The 15,473-nt window shown below is 60.2% G+C and carries 19 protein-coding genes and 1 tRNA gene; 9 read left to right on the top strand and 11 right to left on the bottom strand.

All coding sequences use genetic code 11. From position 1 onward, the window contains the following. Positions 1-65 precede the first annotated feature (65 nt). The 5 genes from pstC to BMZ57_RS18300 all read left to right on the top strand — a co-directional run bounded on the left by pstC (position 66) and on the right by BMZ57_RS18300 (position 4,078). Positions 66-1,031 carry a phosphate ABC transporter permease subunit PstC gene (gene pstC, locus BMZ57_RS18320; protein WP_010210292.1) on the top strand — a complete coding sequence of 322 codons (966 nt, stop codon included), beginning with the start codon at positions 66-68 and terminating at the stop codon, positions 1,029-1,031. Next, complete coding sequence (pstA, locus tag BMZ57_RS18315) at positions 1,031-1,924, top strand: phosphate ABC transporter permease PstA (protein WP_010210293.1); 894 nt, start codon at positions 1,031-1,033, stop codon at positions 1,922-1,924. The genes pstC and pstA overlap by 1 nt, the downstream gene beginning before the upstream one ends. A gap of 76 nt (positions 1,925-2,000) precedes the next feature. Beyond that, positions 2,001-2,762: a phosphate ABC transporter ATP-binding protein PstB gene (gene pstB / locus BMZ57_RS18310; protein WP_010210300.1), complete on the top strand. Its 762-nt coding sequence runs from the start codon at positions 2,001-2,003 to the stop codon at positions 2,760-2,762. A gap of 27 nt (positions 2,763-2,789) precedes the next feature. Beyond that, the gene (locus tag BMZ57_RS18305) at positions 2,790-3,488 is read left to right on the top strand and encodes a hypothetical protein (protein WP_010210302.1); all 699 of its coding nucleotides are present in this window, start codon (positions 2,790-2,792) and stop codon (positions 3,486-3,488) included. Then, positions 3,488-4,078, top strand: coding sequence for a hypothetical protein (locus BMZ57_RS18300; protein WP_029529138.1), 591 nt, complete (start codon positions 3,488-3,490; stop codon positions 4,076-4,078). Before BMZ57_RS18305 ends, BMZ57_RS18300 begins: the two co-directional genes overlap by 1 nt. A 40-nt stretch (positions 4,079-4,118) precedes the next feature. On the opposite strand, the gene BMZ57_RS18295 is transcribed toward BMZ57_RS18300, so the two are convergent. After that, a complete protein-coding gene (locus BMZ57_RS18295) occupies positions 4,119-4,724 on the bottom strand; it encodes a cysteine hydrolase family protein (protein WP_069673024.1) in 606 nt (201 codons plus the stop codon). A 254-nt stretch (positions 4,725-4,978) separates the two neighbouring features. On the opposite strand from BMZ57_RS18295, the gene BMZ57_RS18290 reads away from it, so the two are divergent. Beyond that, a complete protein-coding gene (locus BMZ57_RS18290; RefSeq protein WP_021493090.1) occupies positions 4,979-5,176 on the top strand; it encodes a hypothetical protein in 198 nt (65 codons plus the stop codon). A 248-nt stretch (positions 5,177-5,424) separates the two neighbouring features. Then, a tRNA-Leu gene (locus tag BMZ57_RS18285) sits at positions 5,425-5,511 on the top strand. Between the two features lie 180 nt (positions 5,512-5,691). Here the strand turns inward: BMZ57_RS18285 and BMZ57_RS18280 are convergent. Further along, positions 5,692-5,973: a hypothetical protein gene (locus BMZ57_RS18280; protein ID WP_069673025.1), complete on the bottom strand. Its 282-nt coding sequence runs from the start codon at positions 5,971-5,973 to the stop codon at positions 5,692-5,694. A 196-nt stretch (positions 5,974-6,169) separates the two neighbouring features. On the opposite strand from BMZ57_RS18280, the gene BMZ57_RS18275 reads away from it, so the two are divergent. Then, positions 6,170-6,643 carry a GFA family protein gene (locus tag BMZ57_RS18275; RefSeq protein ID WP_069673026.1) on the top strand — a complete coding sequence of 158 codons (474 nt, stop codon included), beginning with the start codon at positions 6,170-6,172 and terminating at the stop codon, positions 6,641-6,643. Here the strand turns inward: BMZ57_RS18275 and BMZ57_RS18270 are convergent. Next, positions 6,615-7,142 (bottom strand): DinB family protein, encoded by a 528-nt coding sequence (locus BMZ57_RS18270; protein ID WP_010210313.1) that lies wholly within the window; start codon positions 7,140-7,142, stop codon positions 6,615-6,617. The genes BMZ57_RS18275 and BMZ57_RS18270 overlap by 29 nt on opposite strands. A 125-nt stretch (positions 7,143-7,267) precedes the next feature. Between BMZ57_RS18270 and BMZ57_RS18265 the strand changes: the two genes are divergently transcribed. After that, positions 7,268-7,957 carry a tellurite resistance TerB family protein gene (locus tag BMZ57_RS18265; RefSeq protein ID WP_069673027.1) on the top strand — a complete coding sequence of 230 codons (690 nt, stop codon included), beginning with the start codon at positions 7,268-7,270 and terminating at the stop codon, positions 7,955-7,957. Here the strand turns inward: BMZ57_RS18265 and BMZ57_RS18260 are convergent. From BMZ57_RS18260 to BMZ57_RS18225, 8 genes are all read right to left on the bottom strand, one after another. Further along, the gene (locus tag BMZ57_RS18260) at positions 7,954-8,775 is read right to left on the bottom strand and encodes a PA4824 family protein (RefSeq protein ID WP_069673028.1); all 822 of its coding nucleotides are present in this window, start codon (positions 8,773-8,775) and stop codon (positions 7,954-7,956) included. The two genes, BMZ57_RS18265 and BMZ57_RS18260, sit on opposite strands and share 4 nt — an antisense overlap. 18 nt (positions 8,776-8,793) lie before the next feature. Further along, on the bottom strand, positions 8,794-9,141 hold the full coding sequence (locus BMZ57_RS18255) for a DUF2493 domain-containing protein (RefSeq protein WP_010210317.1): 348 nt from the start codon (positions 9,139-9,141) through the stop codon (positions 8,794-8,796). A 65-nt stretch (positions 9,142-9,206) separates the two neighbouring features. Continuing rightward, the gene (mgtA, locus tag BMZ57_RS18250; protein WP_010210318.1) at positions 9,207-11,921 is read right to left on the bottom strand and encodes a magnesium-translocating P-type ATPase; all 2,715 of its coding nucleotides are present in this window, start codon (positions 11,919-11,921) and stop codon (positions 9,207-9,209) included. Positions 11,922-12,156: 235 nt separating this feature from the next. Next, positions 12,157-12,450 carry a hypothetical protein gene (locus BMZ57_RS18245; protein WP_074900577.1) on the bottom strand — a complete coding sequence of 98 codons (294 nt, stop codon included), beginning with the start codon at positions 12,448-12,450 and terminating at the stop codon, positions 12,157-12,159. Positions 12,451-12,767: 317 nt separating this feature from the next. Continuing rightward, positions 12,768-13,379, bottom strand: a complete 612-nt coding sequence (locus tag BMZ57_RS18240; RefSeq protein ID WP_021493096.1) for a LysE family transporter — start codon at positions 13,377-13,379, stop codon at positions 12,768-12,770. 74 nt (positions 13,380-13,453) lie between these two features. After that, on the bottom strand, positions 13,454-14,245 hold the full coding sequence (locus tag BMZ57_RS18235) for an AraC family transcriptional regulator (RefSeq protein ID WP_010210322.1): 792 nt from the start codon (positions 14,243-14,245) through the stop codon (positions 13,454-13,456). A 50-nt stretch (positions 14,246-14,295) separates the two neighbouring features. Continuing rightward, positions 14,296-14,982 carry an arsenical resistance protein ArsH gene (gene arsH, locus BMZ57_RS18230; RefSeq protein ID WP_069673029.1) on the bottom strand — a complete coding sequence of 229 codons (687 nt, stop codon included), beginning with the start codon at positions 14,980-14,982 and terminating at the stop codon, positions 14,296-14,298. After that, the gene (locus BMZ57_RS18225; RefSeq protein WP_021493099.1) at positions 14,979-15,464 is read right to left on the bottom strand and encodes an arsenate reductase ArsC; all 486 of its coding nucleotides are present in this window, start codon (positions 15,462-15,464) and stop codon (positions 14,979-14,981) included. The genes arsH and BMZ57_RS18225 overlap by 4 nt, the downstream gene beginning before the upstream one ends. Between the last annotated feature and the right edge of the window lie 9 nt (positions 15,465-15,473).

The following is a 15,473-nucleotide window of genomic DNA, read 5'->3' as shown; positions in this document are numbered from 1 at the left end:
GGCGGTTCCCGGCATGGGCTTTCAGCCATGCCGGGAGCGTTCCCCCCTTGTTCCGGAATTAGCCAATGAACACACCTTTTGTCGTACCGGTTAACCCGGATTCTGCGTGCCAGCCACCCTCTACGAAGGATTTCCTGGTTGACCGCACCTTCCGTGCACTTGCACGCATAGGCGTAGTGCTGGTGCTGGCGCTGGTTTTCGCGCTGGTCTTCGAAGTAGGGCGCAAGGCACTTCCCGGCATGGAAAAGCACGGTTTTGATGTGCTGTTCGGCAGTGTCTGGGACGTTAACCAAGGTAAATACGGCATTCTGCCAGCTATTTGGGGCACGCTTTACAGCGCCTTTATCGCGTTGCTGATCGCAGGTTTTTTCGGCGTCAGCATGGCGATTTTTCTCACCCAGGATTTCCTGCCGGCAAAACTCGCGGCGGTGTTTCGCACCATCGTTGAATTGCTCGCCGCCATCCCCAGCGTGGTCTATGGCCTCTGGGGCATTTATGTGGTCATCCCGGCCATCCGCCCGCTTACCGCGTGGCTGAACACCGAACTGGGATGGATCCCTTTTTTCGGCACGTCCCTCAGCGGGCCGGGCCTGCTGCCGGCGGCGCTGGTACTGGCGATCATGATTCTGCCCACCATCGCCGCCGTTTCCCAGGACGCCCTCACCGGTGTGCCGATGAAAACCAAGCAAGCTGCCTACGGCATGGGGACCACGCACTGGGAAGCGATTCTCAAGGTGATGGTGCCATCCGCCGCCACCGGCATCTTCGGTTCCCTGGTGCTCGGCCTCGGTCGCGCCTTGGGTGAAACCATGGCCCTGGCCATGTTGGTAGGTAACGCGAACAACATTTCCCTCTCGCTGTTTGCACCGGCCAACACGCTGGCGGCCTTGTTGGCACTGAACTTCCCCGAAGCCGGCCCGAATGAGATTGAAGTGTTGATGTATGCCGCACTGGTCCTGATGTTTATCACGCTGCTGGTAAACATCATCGGTTCGATGATCATGGTCTACGCCCAGCGGGGTACCAAATAATGACTGATCTCTCTACGCCCATCGTCGCCATGCCGAGCCTGCAGCGGCGGTTCGAAGGCCGTGCCTTGCGCAGCCTGGTGCTGACCACGCTGGTGTGGTTCGGCGCGCTGCTGGCCGCCGTCCCGCTGATTTCCGTGCTCTACATGCTGATCACCCGTGGCGGCGCGCGCCTGAGCCTGGAAGTGTTCACCGAGCTGCCGCCCACCGGCTTCGAGACCGGCGGCGGCTTCGGCAATGCCATGGCTGGTACGTTCGTGATGGTCGGTATCGCTGCCGCCATTGCCGTGCCGGTCGGCATCCTGGCCGCGATTTTCCTCGCGGAGCTGGGGCCGGACAGCAAACTGGCGAACGCCTCGCGCTTCGCCGCGAAGATGCTCACTGGCTTGCCGTCGATTCTGGCGGGTGTTTTCGCCTACGCCCTGGTGGTGATGACCACTGGGACTTATTCGGCACCGGCCGGTGGCGTGGCGCTGGCCGTGCTGATGCTGCCTATCGTGGTGCTGACGGCTGAAGAGTCGATGAAGATGGTGCCCAAGATCATGAAGGATGCCGCCTACGGTATGGGTTGCACCCGTTCGCAGGTGATCTGGAAAATCGTCTTGCCCACCGGCATGCCGGCGATCCTGACCGGTGTGATGCTCGCCGTTGCACGTGCTGCCGGCGAAACCGCACCGCTGTTGTTCACCGCGCTGTTCAGCAACTACTGGATCTACCACGACGGCAGCCTGGCAGTCATGAATCCGACGGCATCCCTTGCCGTGTTGATTTACAACTTCTCCGGCATGCCTTTCGATAACCAGCTCGAGCTCGCATGGGCGGCCTCGTTGGTGCTGGTAATGATCGTGCTGGTCGTGAATATCGTGAGCCGTATCTTCGGCAAGCCCAAGTACTAAGAACGGGAGCACCTGAATTTTGAACGTATCAACTGCGCAAAAAGCCGCTCCGTTTGTCACCCAGGCGCCTGTGGTCATGGACTGCAAGCTGGACAAGATTTTCTACGGCAACTTCATGGCGGTGCGTGATAGCCATGTGCCGATCGAGAAGAACAAGATTACCGGCTTCATCGGCCCGTCCGGCTGCGGCAAGTCCACCGTGCTGCGTAGCCTCAACCGCATGAATGACCTGGTAAAGGGCTTCCGTTTCGAAGGCCATGTGCATTTCCTTGGCCAAGACGTTTACGGCAAGGGCGTGGACCCTGTGGTCGTGCGCCGTTATATCGGCATGGTGTTCCAACAGCCCAACCCGTTCTCGATGAGCATCTTCGACAACGTGGCCTTCGGCTTGCGCCTGAACCGCTACAAAGGCGACCTGGGCGACCGCGTCAAACACGCGTTGCAAGGCGCGGCGCTGTGGGATGAGGTCAAGGACAAGCTCAAGGTCAGCGGCCTGTCGCTCTCCGGCGGCCAGCAACAACGCCTGTGCATCGCCCGTGCCATCGCAACCGAACCGGAAGTGCTGTTACTGGATGAACCGTGTTCGGCACTGGACCCGATTGCCACGCGCCGTGTCGAAGAGCTGATGGTCGAGTTGAAAAAGGATTACACCATCGCGCTGGTCACCCACAACATGCAGCAAGCGATCCGTGTGGCGGATACCACCGCGTTTTTCTCGGTGGACATTTCCCAGGGCACCCGTACCGGTTACCTGGTGGAAATGGGCCCGACCGCGCAGATCTTCGAGAACCCGCGTGAGCAAATGACCGGGGACTACATCAGCGGCAAGTTCAGCTGACCCATGCGGCGTTTTTCAGGATTGCCAATGCCTGCAACACATCGTCTTGACCTGGCCGCGATTGAACGCGCACTGCGTGAGGTCCAGTCGCGTTTTGCCCAGCTCAGCCAGGACTTCACCGAGCCACGCGACCCATTCACAAACGAAGTGCTGCAGAATGTGCTTGAAGGTTATGCCCTGATTGACGACTATGTTGCGCGCGGTGTCGACCTGTTTGACCTCCAGCAACTGAACCTGATGCTGGAGATCAATGCCACGGTACTGTGTGGCAGCGACCCGGTACGCCGGCAGGAATACGCGCAGCACCTGGCGGCGACCGAAGTGCACTTTTTCAACAATGTCGAAGGTGGCATCAAGGATCTGTACAACTGGTATTGCAAGCACCATAACGAATCCGTATGGAAGCGAGCCGCCGGTGTTTACGTCCGGGTCCTGAGCAAGCCGCAGTTGTTCATTGAAGGCAATCACCGCAGCGGGTCGCTGATCGTCAGCTACCTGCTGATGCGCGAGGGGTTGCCGCCTTTCGTGCTGACGCTGGACAACGCCGAGGGCTATTTCAACCCGTCCTCGGTGATACGCAACTCCGCCAAGCATGGCGTGATGGCTTTGTACGAATTGCCCAAGATCAAGAAAAAATACGCAGCGTTCCTGGAAGATAATGCTCCAGATCCAACAGAATTTTTCCTGAGCGACACACCTGCGCCCGCCCATCAGGGGGGCCGTTGATGGGAAGGTACCCAGTGCTCGACACGATCAAGCGTGTGTTCAAGCGTCAGCGAATCCGTATTTCGTTCGACATCGACGACACACTGGCCTGCCAGCTCCACCACAGTGCGACCGAACACAGCCGCTTGCCGGCGTGTGTGCACCGTTGGTTGGGCGAACCCCTGCGCAGCGGCACTCGTTCCCTGACCCGCGAGCTACGTCGCCAGGGCTGCAGTGTCTGGGTCTACACCTCATCCGGCCGCACCCCGTCCTACATCCGCCGCTGGTTGTTGCTGTACGGCATCCACGTCGACGGCGTGGTTAACAGCGTGCGCCATAACCAGGCACTCACGGAGCGCGGGTTGACGAGCACCCCGTCGAAATTTCCGCCGGCCTTCGACATCGACTTGCACGTCGATGATTCTGAAGGCGTTCAGCTTGAAGGTTTCGACCACGGGTTTCGTGTGGTGGTGGTTGACCCGCAAGACGAGCAATGGGCGCAACGGGTGTTGGAGGCTGTTGCACAGGTCCAGGCACAATTGGCTCGCCAACAGCCGCAGAGGCACAAGGTGCCGGTGCGGGCTTATCCAGGCCTGACGGTGAACGGTTGAAGCAAAAAGGGGCAACTGTTGGGTCAGTTGCCCTTTTTGCTTACTTGGCGTTCAACGCCTCAAGAAACTCGGTATGCCGTAACACCTTCGAAAACATCGGCAGTGTGAAGTTTTCCGCCGCTTTTTGCTGTTCGTCGGTGAACGTCGCTGTACAGTCGGCCAGAGTCACCACGTTATAACCCTTTTCATAACCTGATCGAACCGTGCCTTCGACGCAGCAGTTGGTCAGGAATCCTGCCACCAACAGGTTGTGGATGCCATTGTTGCGCAACACCAAGTCCAGTCCAGTGGTAGCAAAACCATCCAGGCCGCGCTTGCCTTCCACAAGAATATCGCCAGGTTCACGGCTGATCGCATCGGTGATGTCTGCGCCCCAACTGCCGGTGCGGAACGCGCTGCCATCGGCAACGCCCTTTAAAATCCCGTAGTCGCGTGTCGTCAGCTCCGGATAGCCCTCCGCGAACTGAATCGGCAGGTGAATGATCTTCACGCCCAGTTGGCGCGCCTGTTGCACCGTGGTTGCGGTATTGGCCAGCATGTCGGTCGCGTGCATGACGTCTTTGACGGCGTCATGGAAGACGCCACCGGGAGTGGTGAAATCGTTCTGGAATTCGATCAGGACAAGGGCGGTGGCGTGGGGATTCATGGTGCGTCTCCGATAGGTGGGTTCAAGCACTGGGTTCGGGTGTCAAGCATAGAGCCGGGATCGCAGTCTGGCCGATTTTGTAACGCGCATACCACCGGTTATACACCGGATTGATCACCCGCAACGGCACCCGGTGGTGGTGACGAGGCCACAGGCGCAGCGTTCACCATTCGTCTAATGCCCGGCACTCTGAAGAATGTACTGTCTCTGAATAATAAGCACGGATACCCCGAGCGTAAGAAAGGAGAGCCCGTATGGAAATCAATGAAAACGCCCCAGGGAATATTTCACAGCAAGCAGTAACCCGCGGCACAGATAATGAAACAGGGCACGATCCAAAGCGCGATGACGACAATATCCCGCTGCCGCCGGACGACGAGGCACCGCTTGAAGAGGATATGTCTGACGTGGACGCTGCCGATTCGGTAGCGAGCGAGCATCCCGACCACTGATGTGCCTCCCAGCACAACAATTCCGACGTGTGCGTCGGGATTGTTGTTTATGCCCGTGGGGAGGGCATCAGGATCGCCGAGCAAGGGCCCAAGTGACGCCCATGAGCCGGCTGTTTTCCTCTGGATGCTACCTAGATCACTGATCTACCGAGCTTTTTCGCCAGCCTCGCAGCGCGAGAAAGCTGTCGTTCGACCTTGCGTCAAAGCGACTGGATCTATATATTCCCAACCCTGCAACACGCGCTGCCGCCCGAATGGCGAAACTGGTAGACGCATGGGACTTAAAATCCCCCGCTCGTAAGGGCGTCCCGGTTCGATTCCGGGTTCGGGCACCATCATTTGGTTTCACGACCTCTCAGGACGTCGCTGCAACCCGCATAGAACCTGCCTTGTGCAGGTTTTTTTGTGGTCCGGTTTTTTGCCGAATGTACGCCCTGTGCGCGGGGCGCTGTAGCGCTGCAACAGGCGATTGCGAACCTTGCGGGCAAATGGCAGGTGGCCCCGTGGCGCCATGATTACACGAACGGCTGACCACTGAACCCGCGCGGCAAACGCTGCAAGCCTGGCAAGTCGGTAAGGCGCTGCGTCCAGGCACTGCGCCAGTCGATATTGGTGTGGATCTTGGCTTTGCGATTAACGCGTCGGGCCGCATTGCGCTGGGTGCGGCGGGCATCCTTGTAGGCGTCAGTGTTGCGGCAGGTACGACATTTGACTCGGTTCAGCTCGGTGCTGGAAGGGAGGTTGGTGCCGTGGTGACCACAGGCCAAGTGACCTGCAACCTTGAAGTGAATGACCATGTAAGCGTCTCCTTCTCGGGGGTACGCACATCGCTAGACCCTCAATGCGCGCGGGGAGGGCGGGGCGGTAAAAACCTCGACACCTAGGATTAGGACCCCAACAACCAGGCAGCGTTCGGTTTGGGCGACAGACCTGTTCAAGTCTGGCACCTGAGGCTAACCTGAGACGCTACCCATCAATAATAAGGAAGCAATGATGAGCGTCGACACCCTGCCATATGAGGGCAGCTGCCGTTGTGAGCGTGTGCGTTTCACCGTGAGTGCCGCCCCGGTGATCACCATGGCCTGTCATTGCACGGGCTGCCAGAAGATGTCTTCCAGTGCGTTCTCACTGAGCGCATTGATTCCCGCCAGCGGTTTCACGGTTACCCAGGGCTGCCCTGTGATCGGCGGCCTGCAGGGCGTGGATCGCCATTATTTCTGCCCCCATTGCATGAGCTGGCTGTTCACACGGCCCCATGGCATCGATGAATTCGTCAATGTCCGCGCCGCGTTGCTGGATAACGCCAGCGGTTACGTGCCTTTCATGGAGGCTTGGACCCGCGAGAAGCTGCCCTGGGCATCCACCCCGGCCGTGGAAAGCTTTGCACAGTTGCCCGAGCCGCACGAGTTTGCGCGCTTGATGCAGGCCTATGCCGAGTTCAGTCGATCAGCGCCAGCAAGTCCGTAGTGCCCACATCCAGCCCCGCCTGGGTCAGCAACGTCGTGGCCTGGCCCCGGTGGTGGGTCTGGTGATTGAAAAAGTGCACCAGCAGGCTGAAGAAATCCTTGTCGGCGCTCACGCCGCGCATATTGCGGTAATGCAGGCGATGGTCCAGGTCGGGCTCCTGCACGCTGTGGCTCCAATCGACAATCAACTGATCCAGCCAGGTGCGATGGGCTGCCAGCTCACGTATATCAGCAAAAGCCAATTGTTTGAGATCGGCAGGCGTAGCAATAACGTGCAGCGGAGCCAGCGCTGTGAAGCCTGCTGGATGCTGCGCAAAACGCTTGAGCCAGACGGTGTCGCCCAGGACCAGATGGTTCAGCGTGCCGAGGATCGAGCCGAAAAACGCCTGTCGATCCATCGCCAGTTCCGCGTCCGTCAGTGTCTGGGCCGCGTCATAGAGCTTGCGGTTCATCCACTGGTTGTAATTCGCCATCAGCGCGATGTGCTCAGTCCGGTTCACTTGGGTTTTCTCTCAAAGTCGCGGTAACGCCATGATAGGCCGTGCCCGCCCGGCGGTCATGGTGTTCCGGCAGTGTCGGGCTATGGTTGTTAGACGCCAACACTGCGCCCTGGGAGGGTGACACCATGAACACCAGTGATTTACTTGAACAACTTTTGCGCGCTGGGCAAGGCGGCAGTGCATCATCCGGCGGACTGGGTGGGCTGCTCGGTGGGTTATTGAAAGGCACCCGCACTGGCAATGCATCGGCCGGTGGCGGTCTGGGTGATCTGTTGGGAGGCCTGGGTGGGATGTTGGGCGGCACAACCGCTACTCGTCCCGCTCAAGGGCGTTCCGGTGGGATGAACTACGCGGCGTTGGCCTCGCTGGGAATGGCCGCGTTTCAGGCCTATCAAGCCTGGCAGCGCCAACAAGCCAATGCGCCGCAACAAGCCTTGCAGACAGTCGACCAGCTCGACGGCCCCGCAGCCGAGGCCCACAGCCATGCGGTATTGCGTGCCTTGATCGCCGCTGCCAAAGCCGACGGCCGTATCGATGAAAATGAGCGGCAACTGATTTCCAATGAGCTGGGCCGGCATACCGAGGACCCGCAACTGCAGCAGTGGCTCGACGCTGAAGTCGCCAAGCCGCTGGATGCTGCGGATTTCGCCGAGCTTGCCAGCGACCCAGCCGTGGCGGCCGAGGTGTACCTGGCCAGTGTGATGATGGTGGACGATCAGCAGGACGCCGAACGCCATTACCTGGATGAGCTGGCCGGGCAGTTGCAAATCGACCCGCAATTGCAACTGCACCTGGAGCAACAAGCCAAGGCCTAGAACCGCAGCGTGGCGCCGGTGGTAAGCCATTGCGTGTGGTCACCGACCAGGCTGCGTCCAACCACCAGGTCCACATCGACCCGCTCGCCGACATGAAACCTGGGCCCAGCCTGCCACGCCTGGTCGCCGCCATCCTGGCCGTAGCGCTCGGCGACCAGCGTCAATGAATGCGCCACCTGGTACTCAACGCCGGTGCCCCAGGTCAGTCGGTGTTTTTGGTCTCCGTCGTTGTAGGTGTGGGACCAACCGGCATTCAAATTCAGGCGCACGGGTGCCAACGGCTGCCACGTCAACGGGATGTTGAAGTCGGTGCCTTCAAAGCCGTGCCGACGGCCTTGTGCAAAGTGCGCGCCGGCCGACACGGCCATTTCCAGTCCCAGGTCTTCCCGCGACCAGACGTGTGCCTTGAGCTGTGGGTTCACCTGGGTTTCACCCTTGTCTGCGCTGGTGGCGCGGGAGAGGGCTGCGCCCCATTGCACCGAAGGCAGCGCGGCAAAGGTGCAGGCAGGCGACAGCGTTTCAGTGTGAGTGCTGCCATCGTGTCGGTTAGCGGTGTGCCAGGCATCAACGTTGCATTCGCCTGGCACATTGATCGCGCCGTCGTCGACCACATAAGAACCGCCGGCCGCGTGGGCCTTTGACAACAAGGCAATCGTCAACAGGAAGCCCAGGGTCAGCCCGATAAAGATCAGGTTGCGCCGCAACGCGCGACGCTTGGCCGGTGGTAGTAACAACAGGGTGGGGCGTGCGCCGTGGTAGCGACGCGCTCGGTATTTGGCAAACCCGTCCTGGCGGGCTGGGGTGTGTTTTTTGTGCATGATGCACCTCGCATGAATTCAGCTTTCTACGCTCAGCACCGAAATGCCGCTGGCTTTGGCCTGGCAGACCAACTCGCAGGTGTCGTCCCCGCCGGGTAGGGCGATGACCACGTCTGGGCGGCTGTCGGCCAGCATGAAATGGTTGCGCTGGCGTTCCGCCTGCTTGCCGTGGCGTTGCCAGTTGGGCGGGTAGCGCACCACGTCGATACCCAATTCTCGGGCCCAGTCCTCAACGTCACTGCCGAGGAATTGATTGCCCCCGTGGATCAGTACCTGCACCGGGCGCAGGCGGTGGTAAGCGTCCAGCACTTGGCGGGACATTTTGGTGTCGGCGTAATGACGACCTGCACAGATCAAGACGCGCATAAGGTGATTCCTTGTGTTGCACGGTGGCGGCCGGGCGACCGCCACCGTTTAAACGGCGGGGGAGATCAGTACCACTGCTTGAAGCGGCGGATGTAGATCGTCTTCATCAGTTGGGCCACGCAGCAGTAGCTGATCAGGGTGCCTACCAGCCATGGGAAATACGCCATTGGCAGCGGTTGCAGGCCCACCAGGGTGCCCAGTGGCGAGAACGGCACGTAGATCCCCAGCACGATCACCACGCAGGTCATCATCAACACCGGCCAGGCGGCGGTGCTCTGGAAGAACGGGATCTTGCGGGTCCGCAGCATGTGCACGACCAGGGTTTGCGAGAGCAATCCCTCGATGAACCAGCCGGATTGGAACAGGGTCTGCACTTCCACACTGTTGGCCGCGAACACGAACCACATCAGCGCAAAGGTGGTGATGTCGAAGATCGACGAGGTCGGCCCGATCCAGATCATGAACCGACCGATGTTCTTCGCATCCCACTTGCGCGGCTTGGCCAGGTACTCCTTGTCCATCTTGTCCCACGGCAAGGCCAGCTGGGAGATGTCGTACATCAAGTTCTGCAGCAGCAAGTGGATCGACAGCATCGGCAGGAACGGAATGAACGCACTGGCCACCAGCACCGAAAATACGTTGCCGAAGTTGGAGCTGGCGGTCATGTTCAGGTACTTCATGATATTGCCGAAGGTTTCGCGGCCCTTGAGCACGCCTTCTTCCAGCACCATCAGGCTCTTTTCCAGCAGGATGATGTCGGCCGATTCCTTGGCGATATCGGTCGCTGTGTCGACCGAGATACCCACGTCGGCATCGCGCAAAGCCGGTGCATCGTTGATCCCATCACCCAGGAAACCCACAGTGTGGCCGTTGGCTTGCAGCGCCTTGAGCACGCGGGACTTCTGCAGCGGCGTCAGCTTGGCGAACACGGTGCGTTCTTCTACGCGGCGCAGCAGCGTCGCGTCGTCCATGGCTTCGATTTCGGCACCGAGCAGCGGCTGGCCTGGCTCGAGACCGACCTGACGGCAGATCTTGCTGGTGACCACGGCGTTGTCGCCGGTCAGCACCTTGATCGCCACGCCGATCTGTTGCAGTGCAGCAATCGCAGGGCCGGCGGTTTCTTTCGGTGGATCGAGGAAGGTGAGGAAACCCTGGATCACCAGGTTGCGCTCATCGGCGGTGGTGTACTGCTGGCGCGCCATCGATTTAGGGATGTGGCGGGTGGCGACCACCAGCACACGGAACCCGTCTTCGTTGTAGTCGTTGGCAATCGCCAGCAGTTCTTCACGGCGACGCTCGTCCAGCGGCACGGCGGCGCCCGCTTCCATGACATGGCTGGAAATGCTCAGCATCTCTTCCACGGCGCCTTTGCACACCAGCAGTTGGTCGTCGGCGGCATCCTTGACCACGATCGACAGGCGACGGCGGACGAAGTCGAACGGCAACTCGTCGATCTTGCTGTAGGCGAACGGCACCTTGAACTTCGGGTTCTGCTCCGAAAATTCCACCACCGCCTGATCCATCAGGTTCTTCATGCCACTTTGATGATGGCTGTTGAGCCAGGCCAGGGACAGTACGGCATCATCACGCTGGCCAAAGGCGTTGACGTGATGTTCGAGGATGATCTTGTCCTGGGTCAGGGTACCGGTCTTGTCGGTGCACAGTACGTCCATCGAACCGAAGTTTTGGATCGCGTTGAGGCGTTTGACCACCACCTTGCGCTTGGCCATGGCGGTGGCGCCCTTGGCCAGGTTGGCACTGACGATCATCGGCAGCATTTCCGGGGTGAGGCCGACGGCCACCGCCAGGGCAAACAGGAAGGCGTCGCCCCAGTCGCCCTTGGAGAAGCCATTGAGCAGGAACACGATCGGCACCATCACCAGCATGAAGCGGATCAGCAACCAGCTGACGCTGTTCACCCCACGGTCGAACGCAGTTTGCACCCGGGAACCGACAATCGCCTTGGCCAGGGAGCCAAAGTAGGTGCGTGGTCCGGTGGCGACCACCACGGCTTTTGCACGGCCGCTGACCACGTTGGTGCCCATGAAGCAGATGTTCGGCAGGTCCAGCAGGTTGCCTTGGTCAGCGGTCACCGGTCCGGCTGATTTTTGCGTGACGTTACCCAGGGTGTCGTACTTTTCCACCGGCAAGGCTTCACCGGTCAGCACGGCCTGGCTGATGAACAGATCGCGGGATTCGATCAGACGGATGTCCGCCGGAATCATGTCGCCGGCCGACAGCTGCACGATATCGCCAGCCACCAACTCGCGCATCGGTACTTCGCGCAGGGTGGGTGGCGAGCCCACTTGTTCACGACGCAACACGGTGGCCGTGGTGCGTACCATGGCTTTCAAGGCTTCGGCGGATTTGGCCGAGCGGTGTTCCTGCCAGAACCGCAGCAGGCTGCTGAGCAGCACCATGGTCATGATGATGATGACTTTGGTCGGGTCAGCCTCTTCGCCTTCCTGCATCGGCAGCCAGCAATCGGTGAAGAAACTGATGCCCCCCAGGGTCAACAGCACATAAATGAACGGGTTGTTCAGTGCCTGCAGGAACTGGACGATGGCGTGAGGTGGCTTGTCGTGGGCGACTTCGTTATAGCCTTCGCGTTGCAGGCGGCCGCAAGCGTCCAGTTCGGTCAAGCCGTCCTGGGTGGCACGCACGTTCGCCAGGGTGGCCGACAGGCCGTTGTGGGCTTCGCGGGCGGCACGCATCGACAGTTTGGTGTCGGCGTCAGTGCCATTCTTTTTGTGCAGAGGCGTGTTTTTTACGGCGCTCATTGTCTGTACTCCTGTCGCCAATTTTCGACAAAACATACCCGGTACTTACCTGAGGACAGGCGAGCGAAAGCATGCCGAGTCGCTAACTTCGCGATCGGTTTAAATAAGGTGTTCATCTAACTTCTACAGGGCCCGCTAACAGTGCGTTAGTTAACTAGCGCGCAGCGGGCTACTACTGGACGTGTTCATAAAGAACTCCAGGAAATTGATCAGGAAGTTGCTGTTTCCAGCCGGGTCAGGTGGCGCGAGCGCTCACATAAAGACCGAGCATCAAGCTGGCTTGTGCCAGGCTGGAAACCTTGGGTCTCTGCGGGTCTTGAGGGTCGGGGTGATCCCAGTGCTGCACCCGTTGGCCGCTGTCCGGGCAGATACGCCAGTGCGCCAGCGGGTAAGCCGGGCGCACTTGAGGGGAAGGTGCTGCAAAAGCGGAGCGGGTAGGGGAAAAGCCTACGGGCTCACGGCACAGCTTGGCGCGCAGGGCGGCCGCTAGTGCGCGTACATCAGGCAAAACAAGGGCTTTGAAGGTCATAACACACCTCGGGACCGGACGGGCGACCGGCGAGGCAGTTACGGTGGAGCATCGAGCTCTAGCGCAGCTTACCGGACCGGTGTGGCGAGTCCTGTCATATTCTGGGTTTGGCGCCCGATGCCCGCAGAGGCGGTGCTCGGACAGCGACTAGATACTGTGTCCATTGGCTTCTTTTGTGAGGTTTAAAAAAGGCCCCAGTTGCGGGCACGGGCAATCTACTCAGACGCTTACAAAATGTCAACGCATGATTAATTAAATTGTCCGGTGTTCAGAGTTCATTCAGACAATCGGCATTCGAAAGTTAGTGGATATATAACTTATATACCCTGTGCGGCGAGAACGGCCAGATAGATCAATACCACGCCACAGGTGCCATAACTGATACGTTGCCACAACGGTGATGCGTTCTGGCGCAACACATTGACCAGCGCCGCGATCAGAAAGCACGACAGCACCGACGCCAACATGAACCCGGCAAAGAACATCAGCGTCTGCCCGTGGCTGGGCGTGGTGCCGACGATGCCTGACAACGCGCTGCCCAACGCGCCCCAGTAGACGATGTTTTTCGGGTTGGCCAGTGAGATCGCTGCGCCAACTGCCAGCGCATTTTGCCGGGTGCTGGCGGGTGCAGCGTCTGACTCAGGCAGCTTCCAGGCGTCGATCAGGCTGCGGATGCCGAGCCACGCCAGGTACAGCGCACACACCACTGTCAGCGGCACGCGCACGGCATCATGCTGGATCAGCAGGGCGATGCCGGTCAGGCCGATCACCGCCCACACCGCATCGCCCACCAGTGAGCCAAACTGCACCAGCAAGGCCGGTGTGAAGCCATGCAGCAAGCCACGGCGCAGGGTCTCTGCCAGCACCGCGCCGGGCGAGAGGCAGAACACAAAACCAAATACCAGTGCGTAGAAAAAGATCGTCAGCATGCCCACATTCCTTCAAGCGATGGCGGGCAGTGTGAGGACGCGCCGAAGCGCTGTCTTGGATCAGATTGCGCTGTTCAGCGCGTCACCGCGCGTTGATAAACGCCCGGCGTAATGCCGTAAGCCGCGCGAAAATGCCGGTTAAGGTGACTTTGGTCGGCAAAGCCCAGGGTATGTGCGGCCGCGCTGGCGGGCACCCCATTGCGCAGGAGACCTTTGGCGCGACGGGTGCGCAACTGCATGGCCCACTCACGGGGCGTCAGCCCGGTTTCTTTCTGGAAGGCGCGCAGCAGATGGAATTTGGACAGCCCCAGTTCGACGCCAAGATGATCGAGGGTCAGCGGCTGATGCAATTGTGCGGCGAGCAGCTCCTGGGCGCGGTTGATCAGCGGCTTGCCGGTGTTGGCGCTGCCTGGCAGGCGCACACCGCTGGTGTTCACCACTTGGCCCAACAGGAGCACCAACGCCTCTTCATTCAGTTCGCGAACCAGTGTGTCGGTACTCAGTGCCCCCTTGATCGCCGCCGCCAGTCGCTGCGCGAGGTCGGGCTGGAAGCACAACGACCGATCAAACTCCAGGTGCGCCAGCCCAAGGTCCGCCGCCAGTTGATCTGCGGTGGCATACAGGCTCACAAAGTGCCAGGGCGCGCCCTCTGCTGCGCCGCCGCCCTGAATCTGGCCGGGGTTGTACAGGGTGATGGAGCCGGGCCCTGCGTCGAACTCCCGACGGTCGAGCCAGACTTTTTCTTCGCCCAGCAGGTTCACGCCGATCACGCATTCATCATGGCTGTGGCGGGCAAAGGTCAGGCCGGTGCAGGCGGTACTGCTGATTTCATAGTTGCCCAGCCAGGCGTGTCGCACGGCGCTCATCGATTCAACTCAGTCAGGGGGCAGGTACGAGCATACGCTGGCAGGCGGGCTCAGATCGACCGTTGATTGACGCGGTGCGAGAGTTCTTCGGCGCTTTCCTTGCGCTCCGAATAGCGGTCCACCAGATCCGGACGTTCGCGCAGCAGCAGGGTGAACTTCATCAGTTCTTCCATCACGTCCACCACGCGGTCATACAGGGCGGAAGGCTTCATGCGGTCCTGATCATCGAACTCCATGAATGCCTTGGGCACCGAGGATTGATTGGGGATGGTGAACATGCGCATCCAGCGCCCCAGCACTCGCAACTGGTTAACCGTATTGAACGACTGGGAGCCGCCGGACACCTGCATCACCGCCAGGGTTTTGCCTTGGGTCGGGCGCACCGCACCAAGGGCCAGCGGCACCCAGTCGATCTGCGCCTTGAATACCGCTGACATCGAACCGTGGCGCTCGGGCGAACACCAGACCTGGCCTTCGGACCACTGCATCAGTTCCAGCAGCTCTTGGACTTTTGGGTGGTCACGCGGTGCATCGTCGGGCAGTGGCAAACCGCTGGGGTTGAAGATGCGCGTTTGCGCACCGAAGTGCTGCAGCAGGCGTGCGGCTTCCTCCACCAGCAGGCGGCTGAACGAGCGCTCCCGGGTCGATCCGTAGAGCAGCAGGATGCGCGGTGGCTGGGCCACACCGTCCGGTTTTGGCGAGATCAGTGACGGGTCCAGATTGGGCAGGGTGGTCATGGGGCCTCCGACTGCAACTGTGCAATGCGAGCGAGTTCTGTCTTGAGTTCGGCAGGGCTGAGCTCGGCAAAAGGCAGGATGAAAAACGCCCGGCAGCGGGTGGCAATGATCTTTAACGTGGCGTCGAATGCCGCCTGCACACTCGCGTCGTCACCCTGCACGTCCGAAGGATCTTCCAGCCCCCAGTGCGCCTTCACCGCAGGCCCGAAATACACCGGGCAAGCCTCGCCGGCGGCCTTGTCACATACGGTGATCACCACGTCCGGTGGGCTGCCTTCGAACGCGTCGTTGCCTTTGCTGTACAAACCTTCGGTGCTGATGCCGGCGGCCTGCAACGTGCTCAGGCTGCGCGGCAGGACCTGGCCCTTGGGAAAGCTGCCGGAGCTGATCGCCTCGAAACCTTGTGGCGCCAGGTGGTTGAACATCGCTTCGGACAAGATGCTGCGGCAGCTGTTGGCGGTACACATGAACAGGACTTTCATCGAGGTGAC

This window comes from Pseudomonas simiae (genome assembly GCF_900111895.1).
Classification (GTDB): Bacteria; Pseudomonadota; Gammaproteobacteria; order Pseudomonadales; family Pseudomonadaceae; genus Aquipseudomonas; species Aquipseudomonas simiae.
This window is presented reverse-complemented; position numbering and strand designations above follow the sequence as displayed.